This window comes from Albimonas pacifica (genome assembly GCF_900113695.1).
Lineage (GTDB): Bacteria > Pseudomonadota > Alphaproteobacteria > Rhodobacterales > Rhodobacteraceae > Albimonas > Albimonas pacifica.
The window spans coordinates 404,654-426,506 of record NZ_FOQH01000001.1 but is presented as its reverse complement, the minus strand read 5'-3'; the positions used below and the strand labels follow the sequence as shown (position 1 = coordinate 426,506).

Sequence of the window (21,853 nt, the reverse complement as noted above, 5' to 3'; positions counted from 1 at the left end):
GAACAGGCGCTTTGCGAGGCATGGCCGGCGGCGCGCCCTGGGGCGCCTGGACGGACGTCGGGAGGGGCGGGAGGCGAGGGGCTCGATCCGGGGGCTGCGGCGAGGGGCGGCGGGAATTGTCGGGGACGAGGGTTGACCTCGACATAGGTCGAGACCCTATCTGCAGAGGGCCCTTCCGCTCGACCGGAGCCGTTCGTGACCTATCCTGCCTGCCCATGCTGACCGCCCTGACCCGCCGCACCGCCGGCCTCTTCGATCCGAACGCGCCCGCGGCCGGGTCGCCGCCCCAGGAATTCCTCGCCTTCTGCCGGTGGGCGCTGAGCGGCGCGTTTCCCGTCTTCTTCGCCGCCATCGCCGCCAACGTGGCGCTGGCCTGGGCCGAGGTCGGGGTCTCCTGGGCCGTGTCCTGGCTGGTGGACGTGGTGGCCGAGGCCGGGCCGAGCCTGACCGAGCCCGGCGCGCGCGCCGCCTTCCTCGCCGAGCGGGGGTGGGAGGTCGCCCTGCTCGCCGTCTTCATCTTCGCCGCCCGGCCGCTGTGCATGGCGGTCAGCTCGGCGCTGATGCAGTTCTCGATCCAGCCCGGGATGTTCCAGCAGACGGTGTTCCGCCTGCACCGGCACACGCTGGGCCAGGCGATGTCCTATTTCGAGGACGACTACGCCGGCCGCATCTCGGCCAAGCAGCTGCAGACCGGGAACGCGCTGACCGAGCTCGCCTCCGAGGTCGTGCAGGCGGTGGCCTTCGCGCTCGCCACCATGCTGGCCGCGCTCGCCGCGCTCGGGGCCGCGGACTGGCGGCTGACGCTGGGGCTGCTGGGCTGGCTCGCGGTCTACCTCGCCTGGATCGCCTGGATGCTGCCGCGGCTGAGGGCCAAGGCCCGGGCGCGGGCCGACGCGCAGTCGGGCCTCTCCGGCCAGCTCGTCGACACGATCTCGCACATGGAGACGGTGAAGCTCTTCGCCCATGCCGGGCGGGAGGAGACCCATGCCCGCGAGGCGCTGGAGCGGCTGCGGCGCGCCAAGCTCGACTTCGGGCGCACCGCCTGGGTCTACCGGGTGGTCATCGCGGTGCTGGCCGGGGCCCTGCCGGTGGCGCTGGTGGGAACCGCGCTGTGGCTCTGGGCCGGGGGGAGCGGCTCGCCCGGCGCGGTGGCGCTCTCGGGGCTGCTGTCGCTGCGCATCGGGCAGATGTCGGGCTGGATCAGCTTCACCGCCATGGGCATGTTCGCCAACGCCGGCGTGGTCGAGGACGGGATCCGCACCCTGACCCCGCCCCACCGCATGCGCGACGCCCCCGACGCCGCCCCGATGGCGCGCGCCGAGGGGCGGCTGACCTTCGAGGGCGTGACCTTCAAGTACGGGCAGGAGCGCGAGCGCGCCGGCGGCGGGCTGACCGGCTTCTCGCTCGACGTGACGCCGGGGGAGAAGGTGGCCCTCGTCGGCCGCTCGGGCGCGGGCAAGTCCACGGCGATGAAGCTGGCGCTGAGGCTCTACGATCCCGAGGCGGGGCGGATCCTGCTGGACGGGCGCGACATCCGCACGCTCGACCAGGACGCCCTGCGCCGGCAGATCGCCTTCGTCACCCAGGACACGGCGATGTTCAACCGCTCGGCGATGGAGAACATCCTCTACGGCCGTCCCGACGCCGGCGTCGAGGAGGCGATGGAGGCCGCCCGCATGGCCGCCGCCCACGAGTTCATCGAGGAGCTGGAGGATTTCCGCGGCCGCGTCGGCTACGAGGCGCGGCTGGGGGAGCGGGGCGTGAAGCTCTCTGGCGGGCAGCGCCAGCGGGTCGCCATCGCCCGCGCGATCCTGAAGGACGCGCCGATCCTGATGCTGGACGAGGCGACCTCGGCGCTCGATTCCGAGACCGAGGCCGAGGTGCAGGCGGCGCTGGAGCGGCTGATGCAGGGCCGCACGGTCGTGGCCATCGCGCACCGGCTGTCGACCATCGCCTCGATGGACCGGATCGTGGTGATGGACGAGGGGCGCATCGCCGAGGAAGGGCCCCACGACGTCCTGCTCAAGCGCGGCGGCATCTACGCCGAGCTCTGGGGCCGCCAGTCGGGCGGCTTCATGGGCCTCGACGCCGCCGAGTGACGGGGGCCTGATGGGACCCGGCAGCCGCGGGCCGATCTTCGAGACAGCGCGCCTGCGGCTGCGCCCGCGCGGGCCGCAGGACTTGACGGCCTGCCTCGCCATGGACCGCGAGCCGGAGACGACGCGCTGGATCGCCGGCCCCTGGGCCGACCCCGAGGCCCACGCCGCCTTCCTGCGCGCACGGATCGAGGCCGAGCATGGCGAGGGGCTGGGCTACTGGGTCGTCGTCCCGCGCGAGGCGCCGGAGCGGTTCCTGGGCTGGGTCATGCTGACCCCCGACGGCGCCGGCGAGATCGAGATCGGCTGGCGGCTCTCGCGCGCCGCGCGGGGCGGGGGCGTCGCGACCGAGGCCGCCCTGCCCGTCGCCCGCCACGCCGTCGAGACGCTGGGACTGGCGCGGATCGTGGCCGACATCATGCCGGGCAACGCCGGCTCGCGCCGGGTGGCGGAGAAGATCGGCATGCGCCCCCGCCCCGAGGAGAGCCCGGACCCGGACCACCTTCGCCACGTGCTGACCGCAGCGGACCTTCCCGGCGCCGGCGCCTGAGCGCGCGCGCAGCCCCCCCGGCCCCCGCTTCGCCCTGCCGCGCCCCCTCCGCCCCGCGGCGCCCGCCGGCCCCGCGCGCCGCGGCGCGCCGCCGGCGCCGGCGCCCGGCCGCGTCCGGCGCGACGCCGGGGGCGCCGGCCCGCGACGCGGCCGCGCTGGACGGGCCGGCCTCGCGCCGTAAGGTGACGGGGATCCGGAGAGGCGGAGGCCGCGATGACCCTCGATCCCCTGCTGGCGGCGGCCTCGCCGATCCCCTCGCACGCGTTCGCGGCGCTGGCGGCGGCGGCGCTGGGGGGCGCGCAGCTGCTGCGGCCCAAGGGCGGGCGGGGGCATCGCTGGATCGGCTGGGCCTTCGTGGCGTTGATGGCGTGGACGGCGCTCTCGGCCCTGTTCATCTCCTCGATCCGGGTCTGGGGGCCGTTCTCGCCCATCCACCTGCTGATCCCGACGACCCTTGGCGCGCTGGTCTACGCGGTGCGCGCGGCGCGGCGGGGGAACCTGCGGGCGCACCGGTGGACGATGCTCTCGCTCTACGCCCTGGCATTGGTCCTCACCGGCGCCTTCACCCTGCTGCCGGGGCGGGTGATGCACGCGGTGCTGTTCGGGGAGTGAGGCGGCCCGCCCCAGACGGAGGCGGGCCGCCGCCCGGGGCCCGGCCTCACAGCCGGATGCGCGTCTCCGGCAGGCCGCGGGTGCCGCCGAGGCCGCGCAGGACCGGCGGCGCGCCGACCAGCTCGGCGTCGGGCGCCTCCTGGGCGAGGACCGCCAGGGCCTCCTCCAGCTCGGCCCGGGCCAGCGCCTCGCCGAGGCAGCGGTGGGCGCCGGCGCCGAAGACCGGGTGAAGTTTCGGGTGGTCGTCGCGGGCGATGTCGAAGACCTCGGGCCGGGCATAGACCGCGGGGTCGCGCAGGGCGCCCAGCAGGGAGGCCGCCATGTAGGTCCCCCTGGGGATCGCCACGCCCGCGATCTCGAAATCCTCGATCGCGAGCCGGGGGATCGAGCCGACGACGGGGTCGAAGCGCAGGCATTCCGCGGCGGCCGAGACCTTCAGCCCCTCGGGATCCGCCTTCAGCGCCGCCCATTGCGCGGGCCGGGAGAGAATCTGGGCGAAGCCGGAGGCGAGCGCCATGCGCGTGGTGTCGGCGCCGCCGAGCACCACGGTCGCGACCTGGGTGCGGATCTCGTCCTCCGAGAGGTCGGCGCCCTCCACCTTGGCCAGGAACTCGGTCAGGAAATCCTCCCGCGGGCGCGCGCACCGGTCGTCGAGCAGGCGGGCCGCGTAGGCGACCAGCTCGGCCATGTCGACGTCGGCCTCGTCCAGCACCTCCTTCGAACGGAAGGAGAGCCCGCGCGAGGCGCCGTAGACGACCTGGGTGAAATGCGGGATGTCGGCCTCCGGCAGGCCGAGGACCGAGGCGATCATGCGCGCGGCGAGCTGGCCCGAGACCTCGGCCCCGAAATCGACCTCGCGACCCTTCAGGCCGCGCACCAGGTCGCGCATCTGGCCGGCGATCTCGCCGCGCAGGGCGTTCATCAGCGGGTGGGCGAAGGCGCGCGCCAGCGGGCCGCGGCGGGCGCGGTGGCGGGCGTCGTTGGCGAACAGCAGCGAACGGTCGAAGAAGTCGTAGACCGCCCCCTCGGTCCGCCCCTGCATCTGCATCGCCTCGATCCCCACCTGGCGGGTGAAGCGCGGATCGACCGCGCGCCACAGGTCGTCGTGGCCGAACAGGGTGACGATGCCGAAGCGGTCGACCGCCGCGGGCCCCTGCGCGCGCCAGTGGGCGATGAAGTCGTGGTCGCTCCAGCCCTCGGGCCGCTTCTCGAACCGCGGCAGGTCGCGGATGGCGACGGGGCTGGGCCTCTCGACGCCCTCTCCGGACGTCGGGGCGGTGGCTTGGGTCATGTCGTCCTCCCCGGGAGGCGGATGGGTCCGCGCTTTCCCTTTGCGTCAAGGGTTCTCGATTCGGCAGGTCACGGTCAATCTCGACGCAACGTGACCTTCGCGTGAGTTCCGCGCGAGGCGACGCCGGTTCGCCGTCTTCGCCGCCGGCGCGGGGCCCGGAGCGGCCCTCGCCGCCCGCCGCAGGAGCCCCGCGTCCGCGGGCCGGCGCCGACCTCCGGCAGGCGAGCGGCGGCGCCGGCGCCCCGATGCGGAACGGCGACGGTCCGGCCGAAATGCGGCGTCTCTGCGTCGCCCTGTCTCTGGACCTGTCGGGCGGGGGCGGCTAATCGGGCGGCGGAATGGTCTCCGTCTCGCGGCGGGGACCGCCTGATACATATCGTCCCGCCAGCCGCGAGAGCGCCAGCCGGAGAGCCGACGCGGACGGGCCGGGGAAGGAACGCGAAGGGGGTTGCCACGTGGCCCACGCAGAATCGGACTCCGAACCGACGCGCCGGGATTTCCTCTACATCGCCACGGCTGCAGCCGGCGCCGTCGGCGTCGGCGCCGCGGTCTGGCCTGCCATCGACCAGATGAACCCGTCGGCCGACGTCCTGGCGCTCGCCTCGATCGACGTCGACATCTCGGGTCTCGAGGAAGGCAGCCAGCTCACGGTGAAGTGGCGCGGCAAGCCGGTCTTCATCCGTCACCGCACCGCCGATGAGATCGAAGCGGCGCGCGAGGTGCCGATGAGCGATCTGAAGGATCCGATCGCGCGCAACGACAACCTGCCCGGCGACGCGCCCGCGACCGATGCGGACCGCGCGCTCGACGAGGAAGGCAAGTACCTGGTCATGCTGGGCGTCTGCACCCACCTGGGCTGCGTGCCGCTGGGCGACGGCGCCGGCGACTTCGGCGGCTGGTTCTGCCCCTGCCACGGGTCGCATTACGACACGGCCGGCCGCATCCGCCGCGGCCCCGCCCCCGAGAACCTTCCCGTGCCGGTCGCCGTGCTGGCCGACGGCGTCGTGACGCTGGGCTGAGGAGACGACCCTGATGGCTGGCATCCCGCACGAGCATTACGAGCCCAAGTCGGGCTTCGAGAAGTGGCTTCATTCCCGCCTGCCGATCGGCGGAATGATCTACGACACCCTGATGATCCCCACGCCCAAGAACCTGAACTGGATGTGGATCTGGGGCATCATCCTGACCTTCTGCCTCGTCCTGCAGATCGTCACCGGCATCATTCTGGTGATGCACTACACCCCCCACGTGGACCTCGCCTTCGCCTCGGTCGAGCACATCATGCGCGACGTGAACGGCGGCTGGCTGATCCGCTACGTGCACATGAACGGCGCCTCGCTGTTCTTCATCGCCGTCTACTTCCACATCTTCCGCGGCCTCTACTACGGATCGTACAAGGCCCCGCGCGAGATCACCTGGATCATCGGCGTGCTGATCTACCTGGCGATGATGGCCACGGCCTTCATGGGCTACGTGCTGCCCTGGGGCCAGATGTCCTTCTGGGGCGCGACCGTGATCACCAACCTGTTCTCGGCCCTGCCGCTGGTCGGCGAGCCGATCGTGAACTGGCTGTGGGGCGGCTTCGCCGTCGACAACCCGACGCTGAACCGGTTCTTCTCGCTGCACTACCTGCTGCCCTTCGTGATCGCGGGCCTGGTGGCGGTGCACATCTGGGCCTTCCACTCGACCGGCAACAACAACCCCACCGGGGTCGAGGTTCGCCGCGGCTCGATCGACGAGGCCAAGAAGGACACCCTGCCGTTCTGGCCGTACTACGTGATCAAGGACCTGTTCGCGCTCGCCGTGGTGCTGCTGGTCTTCGTCGTCCTGGTGTTCTACATGCCCAACTGGCTGGGCCACCCGGACAACTACATCGAGGCCAACCCGCTCTCGACGCCGGCGCACATCGTGCCCGAGTGGTACTTCCTGCCCTTCTACGCGATCCTGCGCGCCATCACCTTCGACATCTGGTTCATCGACTCGAAGCTGGGCGGCGTCATCGCCATGTTCGGCTCGATCGCGGTGCTGGCGCTGGTGCCGTGGCTGGACACCTCGCGGACCCGCTCGGGCCGCTACCGGCCCAAGTTCAAGGTCTGGTTCTGGGTGTTCGTCGTGAACTTCTTCGTCCTGATGTGGTGCGGCGGCCAGCCGGCCGAGGGGCTGATCCCGACGATCTCGCTGATCGGCACGATCTACTGGTTCGGCTACTTCCTGGTGATCCTGCCCCTGCTGGGGCTGGTGGAGACGCCCAAGCCCGTCCCCGCCACGATCGAGGAGGACTTCGATCGGATGATGGCCGAGAAGCACGCGAAGAAGAGCGGCGCCGCCGCCACGCCCGCCGAGTGAGCCGGGGAAGGGAGAGACATAAGATGCGCATCCTGACCGCAGCCCGCTTCGCAGGCCTTGTCGCCGCGGGCGCCCTCGCCCTGCCCCTCGCCGCTTCGGCGGCGGAGGGCGGCGGCCACATCACCGACGTCAGCTACTCCTTCGAGGGGCCGCTGGGCTCCTTCGACCAGGCGCAGCTGCAGCGCGGCCTCCAGGTCTACAACGAGGTCTGCTCGGCCTGTCACGGCCTGAAGTTCGTGGCCTTCCGGACGCTCGGCGATCCCACGGGCCCCGGCTACGACGACGCCCAGGTGGCGGCGATGGCCGGCCTCTACCAGGTGGCCGACACCTCGGACGAGGCGCTGCCGGGCGACACCCGCACGGCGGTGGCCTCGGACAAGTTCCCGCCGAACGACGCGGTGGGCGCCCCGGACCTGAGCCTGATGGCCAAGGCCCGCGCCGGCTTCCACGGGCCCTACGGCACCGGCATCAGCCAGCTGGTGAACGGCATCGGCGGGCCCGAGTACATCTACTCGATCCTCACCCACTACACGGGCGAGACCCAGGACGTGGCCGGCGTCACGCTCTACGAGAACGAGACCATGGCCGGCGGCCTGATCTCGATGGCGCCGCCGCTGTCCGACGACATCGTGGAATATGCCGACGGCACCCCCGCGACGGTCGAGCAGATGGCCAAGGACGTCTCGGCCTTCCTGATGTGGACGGCCGAGCCGAAGCTGGCGGACCGCAAGGCCGCGGGCGCGCGCAACTTCATCTTCGTGGGCCTGCTGGCGGTGCTGCTGTACCTGACCAACAAGAAGCTCTGGGCGACGGTGAAGAAGAAGAAGGCCGCCTGAGGCCGACGCGCCGCACGGACTTTCGAGGGACAGAACGAGGGCCCCGACCGCAAGGTCGGGGCCCTACCGTTTTCCGCCCCGTCCCGATCCGCCCTGCCCCGCCTCGCCGGCGCCCGCCGCGCCCTCGACCGCCCCCGCGCCCGCCCCGTCGGAGCTCCCGCCCGCCCACCCCGCTCCGACGGGGCGGGCGCGGCGGCTCGCGTCGCGCGGACGCCCCGGCCGGGCTCAGGGCCGGAACGCCCGCCGCAGGCGCCGTCGCCGCAAGGCGACGGGCGGCCGAGGGGGCTCGACGCCCCCGAGGACGCCCCCCGCCCCACGCGGAACGTAGGCCATGCCGAAGGGAAGAGGCGCAGCGCCCGCCGCAGGCGCCGCCGCCGGAAGGCGGCGGGCGGCCGAGGGGGCTCGATGCCCCCGAGGACGCCCACCTGGCCCTCGGGCGGGGCTCAGCCGGCGGCGGCGTCGGAGGCCGTGCGGCCGGCGCTCAGCTTCAGACCGGGCCAGTCCTGCGCGGCCAGCGCGTCGACCTGGCGGCGGTACTCGTCCTGGCCGATGTAGGGCATGAACACCCGCGGCTTGCCGGGGATGTTCGCGCCCATGTACCAGCTCGCCGCCCGGGGATAGAGCGTCGCCGCGGCGCGCGCGTTGACATGGGCGACCCACTCCTCCTGCGCCTGCGGATCGGCCTCGATCCGGGTCGCGCCGCGGGCCGCGAGGCGGGAGAGCTGCTCGCAGATCATGTCCACGTGGTGCTCGATCGAGACGATCATGTTGGTCAGCACCGAGGGGCTGCCCGGCCCCGTCACCAGGAACAGGTTCGGGAACCCCGCCGTCAGAAGCCCGAGGAAGGCCTTCGGCCCCTCGGCCCAGGCCTGCGACATCCGCCGCCCCCCCTTGCCCACCGGGTCGATCGCCAGGATCGAGCCGGTCATCGCGTCGAAGCCGGTGGCGTAGACGATGGCGTCGTAGGGGGTCTCGCCCGCCGAGGTGCGGATCCCGGTCTCGGTCACCGTCTCCAGCGGGGTCTCGCGCAGGTTCACCAGGCGCACGTGGGGGAGGTTGAAGGTCTCGAAATAGTCGGTGTCCACGCAGATCCGCTTGGTGAAGATCGGGTGGTCGCGCGGGCACAGCGCCTCGGCCGTGGCGGGGTCCTTCACGATCTCGCGGATCCGCTCGCGCACGAACTCGGCGGCGTATTCGTTGGCCTCCGGGTCCAGCGCCAGGTCGTTGAAGGCGGCCGAGAAGGTGATCCCCCCGCTCTCCCAGCGGCGCGAGAACTCGGCCTCGCGCTCCTCGGGCGTGGCCTCCAGCACCGGCTTCTGCGGCAGCGTGGTGACGATGGCGTTGCGGGTGTTGGCGCGCGCCCATTCCCGCCGCTCGGCCGAGCGCGCCAGCCACTCCGCGCGCTGCGCGTCGGTCAGGGGGGCGTTGCGCGCGGGGATCGAGAAGTTGGGCGTGCGCTGATGCACCGCCAGCTCCGCCGCCTGGGCCGCGATGATCGGGATCGACTGGATCGCAGAAGAACCGGTGCCGATCACCGCCACCCGCTTGCCGGTGAAGTCCACCCCCTCATGGGGCCAGAGGCCGGTGTGGTAGGTCTCGCCCCGGAAATCGTCCCGCCCCGGGATGTCGGGCAGCGAGGTCGAGCTGAGGCAGCCGGTGGCCAGCACCAGGTGGGTCGCCTCGGCCGGGCCCCGGCTGGTGGCGATGCGCCAGAGGCCTGCGGCCTCGTCCCACTCCGCGCCATCCACCGAGGTCTCGAACCGGATGTCGCGCTTCAGGTCATGCCGCTCGGCCACGAACTCGGCGTAGGCCTGGATCTCGGGCTGGGCGGCGTATTTCTCGGACCAGGTCCAGTCGCGCTCCAGCTCCGGGTCCCAGGAGTAGGAATACTGCAGCGATTCCACGTCGCAGCGCGCGCCGGGGTAGCGGTTCCACCACCAGGTGCCGCCCACGCCCTCGGCGCGCTCGTAGACCCGGGCCGAGAGGCCCATGCCGCGCAGGCGGTGCAGCAGGTAGAGGCCGGCGAAACCGGCGCCGACCACGACGACGTCGAATCGCGCAGGACTGGAATCGGACATGGAGCTCCTCCCACAGGCTGGTTCCCGGCGGCCGGGCCGCCGCGGCGTCTGCGCGCCGGGGTCATCATGGGCCTGACCGACCGGCCGTTCAATAGACGGCGGAGCGACGGTAACGCTTCCTCAACCCTGCCCCGCGATGGTGCGCGCATCGCCCCGCCGGGCAGGAGGCTCGGAATTGTCGCTGGACGCCCAGATCACCGCCGCGATGGCCTCGGTGCCCGAGTGCATCGCGGCCGGCTACGTCGACATGAGCACCGGCATGCTGATGTCGGTGCGCACGCTGGAGACCCATCCCCAGGAGGTGCTGGACATGGTGGCGGCCGCCACCGCCGACCTGTTCCAGGGCCCCACCGTCTCGGAGATCGAGCGGCGCTTCAAACGCGAGCGCGGCCTGCCCCCGAACCGGGAGATCCGATATTTCAAGGAGATGCTGGTGCTGTCGGAGAACCTGATCCACGTGTTCCTCCGCGCGCCCTCGCATCCCGACCACGCGGCCGTCTTCGTCACCCGGCGCACGGCCAACGTCGGCATGGTGCTGACCAAGGCGCGCATGTCGATGCAGGCGCTGGGCGAGGCCGTGCAGGGCCCCGCGGCAGGGTGACGACGGTCGGGGAGACGAAGGGGGGAGCTGGAACGAGGACCGGACGGCCTCGGCGCCGCCAGGACGCGCTGCGCTCCGGTCCGATGAACGGGCAGTCGGGGAGCCGGGCGCCCTGCGGGCGGGCTTGGTCCAGGACCCGCAGATGCCGCGGCCATCCGACGGGCGCGCGGGAGGCCGAGGGGGAGGGCGCTTCTGAACTCACCCGAGAACAAGCCGCGCCTGTCCTCCGCAGCCCTCCGTCGCTGAAGATGCCTGAGCGACTCGCCCCAAGGGGTCAAGGACAAGCCCGGCTTCGCCGGGTCGCTTCGCGATCCTTGACCCCTTGGGACGAGTCGCTCTGATCGGCATCAGCGACGGACGGCTCCGGAGAACAGGCGCTCCCGGCAGGATCGGGGCGGGCCGGGTCCTGGCGCGGACGGCGCGTGGAGGCGGGGCGCGCGGCGCCGGGGGGAACGGTTTCAGGCGCGACGATCCCGACGCCATGCCGCGCCCCCCCGGGCGGGCGGGCGCGGTAGGGTGCGGGCGCATTCGAAGCGGCCCCCGCGAGGCTTGCCATGACCGATTCTTCCGCCCGCCACTGGATCCTGACGCTCAACGCCGGGTCGTCCTCGCTCAAGCTCGCCCTCTACGACCTGGAGGGGGCGGCGCTCGCCGCCGGACAGATGTCCGAGCTCGACGTGATGACCGTGGCCGCCGGCCGCCTCGCCGAGGCGGTCGCGGGGATGGCGCAGGGCCGCGGGCTCGCCCCCGCCCCGCTCGCCGTCGGGCACCGCGTCGCCCATGGCGTCGAGTTCCGCGCGCCGGGCGAGCTGACCCCCGCGATGCGCGTCGCGCTCGAGAAGGCCTGCGCCTTCGCCCCCCTGCACAATCCGCCGGCCCTGCACGTGATCGATGCGGCCGCCGAGCTCTACCCGCAGGCGCGGCGCATCGCCTGCTTCGACACCGCCTTCCACGCCACCCAGCCCCCCGAGGAGACCACCTTCCCGATCCCGGAGCGCTGGCGCGCCGCCGGCCTGCGCCGCTACGGGTTCCACGGGCTCAGCTACGCCTCGATGGTCCGCCGGCTGCCCGCGCAGCTCGGCGCCCCCCTGCCCCGCCGGCTGCTGGCCTGCCACCTGGCGCGGGCTCCTCGATGGCCGCGATCCTCGAGGGCCGCTCCGTCGCCACCACCATGGGCTTCTCGCCGATGGAGGGGCTGGTGATGGCCTCGCGCTGCGGGGAGCTGGACCCCGGCGTGATCTTCCACCTGCTGCGCGGCGGCGAGAGCCCGGAGAGCCTGGAGCACGCCCTGAACCGCGAGAGCGGGCTGAAGGCCCTGGGCGGCACGCCCTCGATGAAGGAACTGCTGGAGCGGGACGACCCCGCCGCCCGCTTCGCGGTCGAGCACTACTGCCACTGGGCGCTGCGCCACGCGGGCTCGCTGATCGCCTGCATGGGGGGGGTGGACGCGATCTGCTTCACCGGCGGCATCGGCGAGCATGCCGAGCCGGTGCGCGCGAAGATCCTCGACGGGCTGCGCTGGACGGGGCTGGACGAGACCGCGAGCCACGTGATCGTGGCCGACGAGGCGGGCGAGATCGCCCACGCCACGCTCGCCCTGCTGCGCGGCTAAGAGGCGCGGCGCCCCCGCCCCGCGGGCGCGCCGGTCAGGCGACGATCAGGAAGTCCGAAGCCGAGAGGTCGTCCGCGTCGATGCGCGCCAGCGTCACGCCGGCGCCGCCGCCGAGGTCGATGCGCAGGTCGCGCCCGAGGTCCACGCTCAGCGCCAGGATGCCCGCGAAGTCGCTCGCCGGCAGCGGCGCGCCGAAGTCGGAGATCAGCACCAGCCGGTCCTCGCCGGGCGTGAAGTCGAGGATCAGGTCGGCGCCGCCGCCCATGAAATACTCGAACTCGTCCGCGCCCTTGCCGCCGACCAGCAGGTCGTCGCCGCCCTCGCCGCCGAGCACGTCGTCGCCCTTGCCGCCGTAGAGCGCGTCCTCGCCGGCGCCGCCGTAGAGCCGGTCCGCCCCGTCGCCGCCGTCGAGCAGGTTGAAGGTCGGCGCGGCGCCGGGCGCCGTGCCCGACTGGCCGTCGGCGTAGATCACGTCGTCGCCGTCGCCGCCGTAGAGCAGGTCGATCCCCTCGCCGCCCCGGAGCCGGTCGTCGCCCGCGCCGCCGTAGGCGAGGTTGTCGCCGACGGCGTCGGCCAGCACGCCCACCGCGTCGGTGTAGATCGTGTCGTCGCCTGCGCCGCCGTAGATCACGTCGTCGCCCAGGTGAACCGCGTAGAGCGAGGACGGGTCGGCCTGGAAATCGCCGTAGATCACGTCGTCCCCGTCGCCGCCGTAGATCAGGTCGTCGCCGGCGAAGGTGGCGGGCGACGTCGCGGGCGTCAGCCCGGCCGCGGGAACCAGCCCCGCGGCGTCGCCCACGATCAGGTCGTCCCCGCCGAAGCCCGCCAGCACGTCGTCGCCCAGCGGCGAGCCGGCCGCGACCGGCGCGGCGCCGTCCCCGTAAAGCGCGTCGACGCCGTCGCTCCCGAAGGCGAAATCGATCCCGAAGATCGACCCGCCGCGGCCGTGCAGGCCGCTGATCGCCAGTCCGAAGACGCTCCCGATTCCCCGAGGCATGATACGCACCTCCCCCTGTCGACGTCCGGCGACAGGAGAGATCGCGGGACGGTCGAATGAACCCCGATCGTATCGTTAACGTTTCTGAACGGATTCGCCAGAAGTATTTCCGAAGCGTGGAATCCGCCGCCACCGACCGCGCCTGTCGGACGCCCTCAGCTCAGGATCACGCCGGCGGCGACCACCGCCAGACCCAGGAAGCCGGTGCTGACCGAGGCGAGGTTGATCACGTTGAGCTTGCGCAGGCGGGAGCGAACCTCCTCGGGCTTGCGGTCTGGGGCGCGCAGGCGCAGCCCCTCGCGGATGCACCAGGCCAGCCCGCCGAGCCCCAGCACGGCCAGGATCGCCCCTGCCCAGATCAATGCCTGCATCCGTTCAATCCTCTCCGATCACGCCCGCGACCTCGGCGGCGAGCGTCGCGCCGTCGGTCAGTTTCATCAGCCACGGCGCCGGAACGCCGGCGCCGCCGAGGCCATGTATGGCCCCTTCCACGGCGCCGATGAGGATCGCGCGCCCGCAGGAATCGCCGCCCGCGCGGATGTTCATCTCCGCCGCCTCGGCGAAGGAGCGCGCGTGCAGCAGGATGTGGGCGGAGACGGGAACCGACATCGACATCGGGCAGGCCCGCCCGACCTCGCCAGCGAAGGCGACCGGGTCGGGTCCGGCGGCGCGGGCGCGCGCCAGCCCCTGGGCCACGGCCTCGGGGGCGCCGGTCTCGCCGGCGGCGACGGCCTCGGCCGGGCTCGCCCCGATCAGGGCGGCGGCGAGGATGCGCGCCCCGGCCAGCGCCCAGTCGCGCGCCGCGGCCCCGGTGGAGGTCATGGCGACGGCGGCGGCGAGCTGCACCGCGTCGGCCGCGCCCCCCGGCCGGCAGACCAGCGCCGGCAGGCGGGCGAAACCGGGGATCTGGTCGTCCTCGACGCCCGAGGGATCGAGCCGCCCCGCGGCCAGGTTCGCCAGCGTGCCGCGGGTGGGCTTGTCGATGTAGCCGACCCACCAGCCGCCCGCCCCGAAGGCGGCGGCGAAGCGGGCCTGCGCCTCGGCCAGGTCGCCGCCTTTCGCGCCCACCGCCTGCAGGGCGGTGCGCAGGGCGGCGCCGTAGTGCGACAGCTCCCCCGCCCGCTTGCCCGCATGCACGAAGACGCCGGCCGCGCCCTCGAAATCGGCGGCGTCGGGGGTGCGGAAGACGATCGGCCCCTGCAGCGAGGCGATGCGCACGGGATCGTAGAGCCAGTGCAGCCCCAGCGCCGCCGCATCGGCGACCAGCGCGCCCAGCAGCGCGGCCTCGGCGCGGTCGCGCCGCTCGTTCCTGGCGTGCATGGTCTCCCTCCCTCCGGCGTTCGGCCTTGGGGTCCCGCGTTACCAGAGCGGGCGGTTCCGTGCTATGGTCAGGGGGTCGCGCGCGTGGGGGAGGGTCCGGGGATGGAGCCGGTTCTGAAGTCGCTGGGCCTGATGGTGACCGCGGCGGTCGGGCTGGGGGGCATCGCGGTCAGCGCCTGGAACTACGCCGCCACGCAGGAGCTCGCCGCGCGCCGCCCGTTCCTCGAGCGGCAGATGACGCTCTGCTTCGAGGCCTCGCGCCTCGCGGCCCAGCTCGCCACCTCTCCCGACGCCGCCGCCCGCGCCAAGGCCGGCGCGCGGTTCGAGGAGCTCTACTGGGGCGAGCTCGCCATCGTCGAGGACGCCCCGGTCGAGCAGGCGATGGTCGCCTTCCGCCGCAAGTGGACGGCGGGCGAGGATCCGACCGCCCTGCGCGTCCCGGCCCTGACCATCGCGCACCGCTGCCGCGAGCTGGTACTGTCGAGCTGGGACATCGACCTCGGCCCCCTGCCCTCCCTGCGCCCCTGACGCACGCCGCCCGCCCCGGACGCCGGCGCCCCCGGCCCCGCCGCGAGCGCCTGTTCTTCGGAGCCGTCCGTCGCTGATGCCGATCAGAGCGACTCGCCCGCAGGGGTCAGGGATCGCGAAGCGACCCCGCGAAGCGGGGCTTGTCCTTGACCCCTGCGGGCGAGTCGCTCAGGCATCTTCAGCGACGGACGGCTGCGAAGGACAGGCGCGGGCCTGTTCTTTGGTGAGTTCAGAAGCGCCCCGCGGGCGCCCGCCCGCGCGCGCGGCACGCGCGCAGGCCAGGCCCGCCCGCAGGGCGCCTCCTGTCACTCTTCCGGCAGGCAGCCGCCGCCCGAGGGCGTGTCGAGCCAGAACACGTCCCCGGCCGCCATCTCGGTCTTGTCCGCGGACCTCAGCTCGTCGACCGACCCGTCCGCCCGCTCGATCCGCGTGCGCCCCAGCGCCCCCGGCCCGCCGCCCAGCAGTCCCGGCGGCGGCGTCACCCGGTGGCCCGAGAGGATCGAGGCCGTCATCGGTTCCAGGAACCGGATCCGCCGGCGCGTCCCGTCGCCGCCATGGAATTTGCCGACGCCGCCGGAGCCGCGGCGAATGGAGAATTCCTCCAGCAGCACCGGGAACCGCCACTCCAGCACCTCGGGGTCGGTGAGGCGCGAGTTGGTCATATGCGTGTGCACGCCCGAGGTCCCGGGATGCCCCGTCCCGTCATGCAGCAGCCCCGCGCCGGAGCCGCCGCAGACCGTCTCGTAGTACTGATACTTCGCGTTGCCCCAGGTGACGTTGTTCATCGTCGACTGGGCCGCAGCCTGCACCCCCAGCGCCAGCAGCAGGCAGGAGGTGACGGCCTGGCTGACCTCGACATTGCCCGCGATCACCGCCGCCGGATACTCCGGCGCGATCATCGAGCGGGGCGGCACGATGACGTTGAGGGGCTTCATCACCCCCTCGTTCATCGGAATCCCGTCCTCGACCAGCAGGCGGAAGACGTAGAGGACCGCGGCGCGGGTCACCGGCTCAGGCGCGTTGTAGTTGGTGCCGAGCTGGTGCGTGGTGCCGGTGAAGTCCACCGTCGCCTCGCGCTTCTCCTGGTCGACGGTGATCTTCACCCGGATCTCGCGAGCCTCGCCGTCGTAGTCGGGGTCCATCGGGTAGACGTATTCGGCGTCCTTCAGCGTCGCGATGGCCCGCCTGACGCATTCCTCGGCGTTGTCCTGGACGTGGCGCATGTAGGCGTCGACCACGTCGCGGCCGAACTGGGCGACCATCTTGCGCAGCTCGCGCGCGCCCTTCTCGCACGACGCGACCTGCGCCTTGAGGTCGGCGATGTTGGTGTCCGGCGCCCGGCACGGCCAGTCGCCCGAGGTCAGCAGGGCGCGCGTCTCCGCCTCCCGGAACACGCCCTGATCGACCAGCTTCCAGTTGTCGATCAGCACGCCTTCCTCTTCCACCCGGCGGCTGTCGGGGGGCATCGAGCCCGGCGTCAGCCCGCCGATGTCGGTGTGGTGGCCGCGGGCGGAGGTGTAGAAGACGATCTCGGTCCCGGTCTCGTCCCAGACGGGCGTGACCACGGTCACGTCCGGCAGGTGGGTGCCGCCGTTGTAGGGCGCGTTCAGCACGTAGACGTCGCCCGGCTTCATCACCGGGTTCTGCGCGATGATCGACTTCACCGACGCGCCCATCGAGCCCAGATGCACCGGCATGTGCGGCGCGTTGGCGATCAGGTCGCCCTCGGCGTCGAAGACGGCGCAGGAGAAGTCCAGCCGCTCCTTGATCGTCACCGAGGCGGCGGTGTTTTCCAGCACCGCGCCCATCTGCTCGGCGATCGACATGAAGAGGTTGTTGAACACCTCCAGCAGCACCGGGTCGGCGGTGGTGCCGGCGGCCTCGGAGCGGGCCTTCGCCTTGATGCGGTGGAGCTTCACGTGGTCATGGGCGGTGATACGCGCCTGCCAGCCGTCCTCGATCACGATCGAGGTGTGGGGCTCGACCAGCACCGCGGGGCCGGTGAGCACGTCGCCGGGGCGCATCTCGGCGCGCTTCACGTAGCGGGCTTTTCGCCATTCGCCTTCCGAGAAGAAGTCGCCCTCCAGCGCGGTGGGGAAGTCGGTCTCCGCCCGCTCGGCGGTCTCGTGGGCGGGCTCGGAGAGGTCGGCGGCGCGGCCCACGGCTTCCTGGCTGATCGCTTCGATCACCAGCGGCTTGTCGCCGGGATCGAAGCCGAAGCGCTGGCGGTGGGCCTCGGCGAAGGCCTCGCGCATGTCGCCTTCGGTCGAGAGCGGGATTTCCAGAGCCGTGTCCGTGCCCTCGACCTTCAGCAGCAGGCGGGGGTGGTAGGTGATCTCCTTGGGGTTCACGCCCTGCTTCTCGACCTCGCCCCCCACGATCATCGACATGCGGTCGAGATCGGCGGCGGCCTGCAGGCGGCTCTCGCGGGTCAGGCGCGCCTCGACCGCCTGCTGGCGCGAGGCGCGGATGTCCGCGAGCCCCATGCCATAGGCCGACAGCAGCGAGGCCAGCGGGTGGATCAGCGCCCGCTCCATCCCCAGCAGGTCGGCGATGCGGCAGGCATGCTGCGCGCCCGCCCCCCCGAACACCGTCAGGCAATATTTCGAGACGTCATGGCCCCGCTGGACCGAGATCGTCTTCACCGCGTTCGCCATGTTCTCGCAGGCGATGCGCAGGAAGCCGTCCGCCAGCTCCTCGGGCGCCCGGCCGACCTTCTCGGCCATCTCCTCGAACTTCGCCCGGGTGGCGGCGGCATCCAGAGGCTGGTCCGCATTGGGCCCGAAGATCGAGGGGAAGAACTCCGGTTTCAGCTTGCCGACCATGACGTTGGCGTCGGTGACGGCCAGCGGGCCGCCGTTGCCGTAGCAGGCGGGGCCGGGCCAGGCCCCGGCGCTCTCCGGCCCGACCTGGAGGCGGCCGTCCTTGTATTGCAGCAGGCTGCCGCCGCCGGCGGCCACCGTGTGGATGTGCATCATCGGGGCGCGCAGGCGCACGCCGGCGACCTCGGTGTGCAGCACCCGCTCGAACTCGCCGGCGTAGTGGCACACGTCCGTGGAGGTGCCGCCCATGTCGAAGCCGATGATCTTTCGCTCGTCCGCGATCTCGGAGGTGCGCACCGCGCCCACCACGCCCCCGGCGGGGCCCGAGAGGATCGCGTCCTTGCCCTGGAAGAGCGTCGCGTCGGTCAGCCCGCCGGAGCTCATCATGAACATCAGTTTTCCGCCCAGCGCCTCGGCGCCCTCGTCCTCTCCGACCCGGTCGAAGGCCGAGGCGACCCGGTCCACGTAGCGGCGCAGGATGGGGCTGAGGTAGGCGTCCACCACGGTGGTGTCGCCGCGGCTGACCATCTTCATCAGCGGGCTGACTTCGTGGGAAGCCGAGACCTGCCCGAAGCCCGCCTCGCGCGCGATCTGCGCCGCGCGCTTCTCGTGCTGGGGATGGCGGTAGGCGTGCACGAAGACGATGGCGACCGCGTCTATGCCCTCGGCCTTGGCGGCTTTCAGGCCCTCGCGCAGGGCGTCCTCGTCCAACGGGGTCTCGACCGAGCCGTCGGGCAGCAGCCGCTCGTCCGCCTCGATCACCTGCTCGTAGAGCAGTTCGGGCAGCACGATGTGGCGGTCGAAGAGGCGCGGGCGGTTCTGGTAGCCCAGCCGCAGCTGGTCGCGCAGGCCCTTCGTGGTCACCAGCAGCGTGCGGTCGCCCTTGCGCTCGAGCAGCGCGTTGGTGGCGACCGTGGTGCCCATCTTCACGGCGTTGATGCGCGCGGCGGGGATCGCCTCGTCCGAGCCCAGGCCCAGGAAGCGCCGGATGCCTTCGAGCGCCGCGTCCGGATACTGGTCGGGGTTCTCCGAGAGCAGCTTGGCGGTGTGGATGGCGCCGTCGGGGTCGCGGGCCACGACGTCGGTGAAGGTGCCGCCGCGGTCGATCCAGAAGTCCCACCGGCTCATCCATGCCTCCTTCACCAGCCCACCCCGCAGGCGTAAAGGGGGTTTCGGACGGAGGCAACCGGGGCTGGGCGGGGCGAATGGAAATCAGGGCGCTGACGAAGGACGATCTGGATGCGGTGGCGGACCTGTGGAACCCGCTCATCCGGGAGACCACGATCACCTTCAACCCGGTCGAGAAGACGCTCGACGACCTGCGCGAGTGGCTCGCCGCCCCCGGCCCCGCGCTGGGCGCCTTCGAGGGCGGGGCGCTGATCGGCTTCGCCTCCGCCCACCAGTTCCGCGGGGGGCTGGGCTACCGGCGCACCTACGAGCACTCGATCAACCTCGCGCCCGAGGCCCGCGGCCGCGGCCTCGGCCGACCGCTGATGGAGGCGCTGTTCGAGGTCCTGCGCCCGACCGAGGTCCACAGCCTGATCGGCGCGATCACCGCGACCAACGCCGCCTCGATCGCGCTGCACGCCCGCCTCGGCTTCTCCGAGGTCGGCCGCATCCCGCAGGCCGGCTGGAAGTTCGGCGTCTTCCACGACCTCGTCCTGATGCAGAAGATCCTCTGACCGCCCGCCCCGGGGCGCCCCGGCGCAGCGCCGGCCGCCCCCGCAAAGCGCCTGTTCTCCGGAGCCGTCTCTCGCGGGCAGCCGTCCGAGCGACTCGCCCCCTCCGGTCAAGGATCGCGAAGCGACCGCGCTTGCGCGGCTCGTCCTTGACCGGAGGGGGCGAGTCGCTCAGGCAGCCCGAGCGAGAGACGGATCCGGAGAACAGGCGCGGGGCCTGTTCTTGGGTGAGTCAGGAGCCCGCCGGAGGCCCCCCTCTGCCATCCCGCGCAGCCTCCCGACAGGCGCGACGCAGCCAAGCCCGCCCGCAGGGCGCCTGTAGACCGCCGGTCCGGCCTCAGCGCCCCTCGATCCGCCAGGCCCCCAGCGCCAGCCCCGCCGCCAGCAGCAGCATCAGCCAGCCCGGCGCCAGCGGCGTCAGGGTGATGTCGCGCACCGAGTAGGCCTCCTGCCGGGCCATGCCGATCCAGCCGCGCCCCGCCGCCGTGCGCCCCGGGCGCACCCGGCGGAGGTCCGGCATCCCGTCGGCGAGCCGCATCACCCCGCCGTTCGACGCATCGGCGAGCGCCGCCAGCACCGCGCCGGTGGAGACGGGGTTCTCGAACTCCTTGGGCGCGGGCGGGCCGACGGCGGCGACGCCCTCCAGCACCCCGTCGGTCAGGGTCCACAGGCCCGGCTCCTCGGCCCGGATCGTGGCCTGCCAGCGGCCGGGGCCGACCTCGACGAACTCCGCCTCCAGCGTCTCGCCCGAGGGCGAGGCGGCGGTCAGGCGGCCGGGCGTGGTCTCGACCGAGCGGCGGGTGACGGTGACCTCGGCGCCGGCGACCTCGGCGGTCAGCGCCTCCTCCTCCAGCTCCGGCTCCTTCATCAGCCAGTGGGCGAGGCGGCGCAGCAGCTCCGCCTGCGGGCCGCCGCCCTCGAAGCCGCGCGACCACAGCCACGCGTGGTCGGAGGCGAGCGAGGCGACCCGCCCCTCCCCCACCCGGTCGAGGATCAGCAGCGGCGCGGCGGAGGCGCCCGACATCACCGTCTGGCCCGAGGTCGCCTCCAGCTCGATCTGGCGGAACCAGCGGCCCCAAGTCGGACCCTCGCCCGGGTCGGCGTCCTCGGCCGACGGCGCAGCCTGCACGGCGTTCTCGTGCACGAGGCCGGCGGTGACGGGGTGACGTTCGCCGAGCTCGGTCACTTCGGGTCGGTAGCCCTGCTCGAAGATCCGGGCGGTGGGACGGCCGGGCAGGACCGAGCGCAGCGGCGTGCGATAGAGGCTCTCGACCCCCGCGAAGGCCGGGCCCGAGGCGATCAGGATCGCGCCCCCGTCGCGCACGTAGCGCGCCACGTTCTCGATATAGGCGTTGGGCAGCACCCCGCGGCGGCGGTAGCGGTCGAAGATGATCAGGTCGAACTCGTCGATCTTCTGCATGAAGAGCTCGCGAGTCGGGAACGAGATCAGCGACAGCTCGAAGACCGGCACGCCGTCCTGCTTGGTCGGCGGGCGGAGAATGGTGAAATGCACCAGGTCGACCGAGGGGTCGGCCTTGAGCAGGTTGCGCCAGGTCCGCTCCCCCGGATGCGGCTCGCCCGAGACCAGCAGCACCCGCAGCCGGTCGCGCACGCCGTTGACCGAGAAGACGGCGGCGTTGTTGCGGTCCGTAAGCTCCCCCTCGCGCATCGCCACCGACAGCGAGACGACGTTGGAGCCGCCGTGCTCGATCGGGATCGGCAGGGTGGCGGTGCGCCCGACGGGGGCGTCGACGACGGTGTGGATCTCGCCGTCGAGACGGACTTCCACCCGGGCGAAGCGGGTCGCCTCCTCGGGCGCGTCGCCCAGCGCCTCGACGCGGAAGGCGACGTCGACCTCCTCGCCCACGATGCCGAAGGCGGGGGCGGTCTGCAGGGCGAGGCGGCGGTCCCACTCGCCCTCGCGCCCGGTCAGCAGGACGTGGACCGGGGCGGGGAAGTTCGAGAACACCTCCGGATCGTGAGCCTGGCCGTCGGTGACCAGGATCGCGCCGGCGATGCGGTCGGGGGCGATCTCGGCCGCGGCCCCCTCCAGCGCGGTCAGCAGGCGGGTGCCCTGGTCGGCGTCCTCCACGCTCTCGGAGCGGCGGTCGACGCGCACCGTGCGCACCTCCATCGGGGCGTCGGGGTCGCGGGCCAGCGCGTCGAGGGCTGCGGCGAGCTCCGTCTCCGCCGCCTCGGTCTGCGCGTCGCGGCCGTCGATGGCGTTCGAGGCGCTCTCGTCGATCACCACGATGGCGACGTCGGGCAGCGGGTCGCGCAGTTCCTGCGTCAGGGAGGGGTTGCCGAGCGCGGTCAGCAGCGCCAGCGCCGCCAGCCCCCGCAGCGCCCAGCCCGGCGAGCGCAGGACCAGCGACAGCACAACCGCCGCGGCGGAGATCGCGGCGAGGACCGCGAGCCATTCCAGCGGCAGCAGGGGGGCGAAGTCGATCTCGGCGTTCATGCTCGGGTCGTCTCCTGGCTCCGG

The 21,853-nt window shown here is 72.8% G+C and carries 16 protein-coding genes and 1 pseudogene; 10 read left to right on the top strand and 7 right to left on the bottom strand.

What is annotated here, in order from left to right; translation table 11 throughout:
• Positions 1-215: 215 nt before the first annotated feature.
• The 3 genes from BM064_RS01700 (at position 216) to BM064_RS01690 (ending at position 3,258) form a co-directional block, all read left to right on the top strand.
• On the top strand, positions 216-2,099 hold the full coding sequence (locus BM064_RS01700; protein ID WP_092857182.1) for an ABC transporter ATP-binding protein: 1,884 nt from the start codon (positions 216-218) through the stop codon (positions 2,097-2,099).
• A gap of 10 nt (positions 2,100-2,109) precedes the next feature.
• A complete protein-coding gene (locus tag BM064_RS01695) occupies positions 2,110-2,646 on the top strand; it encodes a GNAT family N-acetyltransferase (protein ID WP_092857180.1) in 537 nt (178 codons plus the stop codon).
• Between the two features lie 213 nt (positions 2,647-2,859).
• Positions 2,860-3,258 carry a DUF2306 domain-containing protein gene (locus tag BM064_RS01690; RefSeq protein WP_092857178.1) on the top strand — a complete coding sequence of 133 codons (399 nt, stop codon included), beginning with the start codon at positions 2,860-2,862 and terminating at the stop codon, positions 3,256-3,258.
• 46 nt (positions 3,259-3,304) lie between these two features.
• Here the strand turns inward: BM064_RS01690 and BM064_RS01685 are convergent, their stop codons facing one another.
• On the bottom strand, positions 3,305-4,549 hold the full coding sequence (locus BM064_RS01685; protein WP_092857176.1) for a cytochrome P450: 1,245 nt from the start codon (positions 4,547-4,549) through the stop codon (positions 3,305-3,307).
• 455 nt (positions 4,550-5,004) lie between these two features.
• Between BM064_RS01685 and petA the strand changes: the two genes are divergently transcribed.
• Genes petA through BM064_RS01670 form a run of 3 tightly spaced genes read left to right on the top strand, consistent with a single transcriptional unit; the run spans position 5,005 to position 7,731 of the window.
• Positions 5,005-5,568 (top strand): ubiquinol-cytochrome c reductase iron-sulfur subunit, encoded by a 564-nt coding sequence (petA, locus tag BM064_RS01680; RefSeq protein WP_092857174.1) that lies wholly within the window; start codon positions 5,005-5,007, stop codon positions 5,566-5,568.
• Positions 5,569-5,581: 13 nt separating this feature from the next.
• Entirely contained in the window at positions 5,582-6,895 is a 1,314-nt protein-coding gene (locus BM064_RS01675; protein ID WP_092857172.1) for a cytochrome b, read from the top strand.
• Between the two features lie 23 nt (positions 6,896-6,918).
• Positions 6,919-7,731, top strand: a complete 813-nt coding sequence (locus tag BM064_RS01670) for a cytochrome c1 (protein ID WP_092857170.1) — start codon at positions 6,919-6,921, stop codon at positions 7,729-7,731.
• A gap of 443 nt (positions 7,732-8,174) precedes the next feature.
• On the opposite strand, the gene BM064_RS01665 is transcribed toward BM064_RS01670, so the two are convergent.
• The gene (locus BM064_RS01665; RefSeq protein ID WP_092857168.1) at positions 8,175-9,809 is read right to left on the bottom strand and encodes a flavin-containing monooxygenase; all 1,635 of its coding nucleotides are present in this window, start codon (positions 9,807-9,809) and stop codon (positions 8,175-8,177) included.
• Positions 9,810-9,984: 175 nt separating this feature from the next.
• On the opposite strand from BM064_RS01665, the gene BM064_RS01660 reads away from it, so the two are divergent.
• Positions 9,985-10,410 carry a hypothetical protein gene (locus tag BM064_RS01660; RefSeq protein WP_092857166.1) on the top strand — a complete coding sequence of 142 codons (426 nt, stop codon included), beginning with the start codon at positions 9,985-9,987 and terminating at the stop codon, positions 10,408-10,410.
• Positions 10,411-10,964: 554 nt separating this feature from the next.
• Positions 10,965-12,022 (top strand): annotated as a pseudogene (locus BM064_RS27920) (acetate/propionate family kinase).
• Positions 12,023-12,056: 34 nt separating this feature from the next.
• On the opposite strand, the gene BM064_RS01645 reads toward BM064_RS27920, so the two are convergent.
• The 3 genes from BM064_RS01645 to BM064_RS01635 all read right to left on the bottom strand — a co-directional run bounded on the left by BM064_RS01645 (position 12,057) and on the right by BM064_RS01635 (position 14,339).
• Positions 12,057-13,019 carry a calcium-binding protein gene (locus BM064_RS01645; protein ID WP_092857161.1) on the bottom strand — a complete coding sequence of 321 codons (963 nt, stop codon included), beginning with the start codon at positions 13,017-13,019 and terminating at the stop codon, positions 12,057-12,059.
• A gap of 155 nt (positions 13,020-13,174) precedes the next feature.
• Positions 13,175-13,390, bottom strand: a complete 216-nt coding sequence (locus BM064_RS01640) for a hypothetical protein (RefSeq protein ID WP_143103236.1) — start codon at positions 13,388-13,390, stop codon at positions 13,175-13,177.
• Positions 13,391-13,394: 4 nt separating this feature from the next.
• Positions 13,395-14,339: an ADP-ribosylglycohydrolase family protein gene (locus tag BM064_RS01635; RefSeq protein ID WP_092857157.1), complete on the bottom strand. Its 945-nt coding sequence runs from the start codon at positions 14,337-14,339 to the stop codon at positions 13,395-13,397.
• Between the two features lie 102 nt (positions 14,340-14,441).
• Between BM064_RS01635 and BM064_RS01630 the strand changes: the two genes are divergently transcribed.
• Positions 14,442-14,867 (top strand): hypothetical protein, encoded by a 426-nt coding sequence (locus BM064_RS01630; RefSeq protein WP_092857155.1) that lies wholly within the window; start codon positions 14,442-14,444, stop codon positions 14,865-14,867.
• 305 nt (positions 14,868-15,172) lie between these two features.
• Here BM064_RS01630 and BM064_RS01625 read toward each other — a convergent pair whose 3' ends face one another.
• Entirely contained in the window at positions 15,173-18,817 is a 3,645-nt protein-coding gene (locus BM064_RS01625) for a hydantoinase B/oxoprolinase family protein (protein ID WP_092857153.1), read from the bottom strand.
• Between the two features lie 77 nt (positions 18,818-18,894).
• On the opposite strand from BM064_RS01625, the gene BM064_RS01620 reads away from it, so the two are divergent.
• Complete coding sequence (locus tag BM064_RS01620) at positions 18,895-19,371, top strand: GNAT family N-acetyltransferase (protein WP_092857151.1); 477 nt, start codon at positions 18,895-18,897, stop codon at positions 19,369-19,371.
• A gap of 334 nt (positions 19,372-19,705) precedes the next feature.
• Here the strand turns inward: BM064_RS01620 and BM064_RS01615 are convergent, their stop codons facing one another.
• Positions 19,706-21,829, bottom strand: a complete 2,124-nt coding sequence (locus BM064_RS01615; protein ID WP_092857149.1) for a hypothetical protein — start codon at positions 21,827-21,829, stop codon at positions 19,706-19,708.
• Between the last annotated feature and the right edge of the window lie 24 nt (positions 21,830-21,853).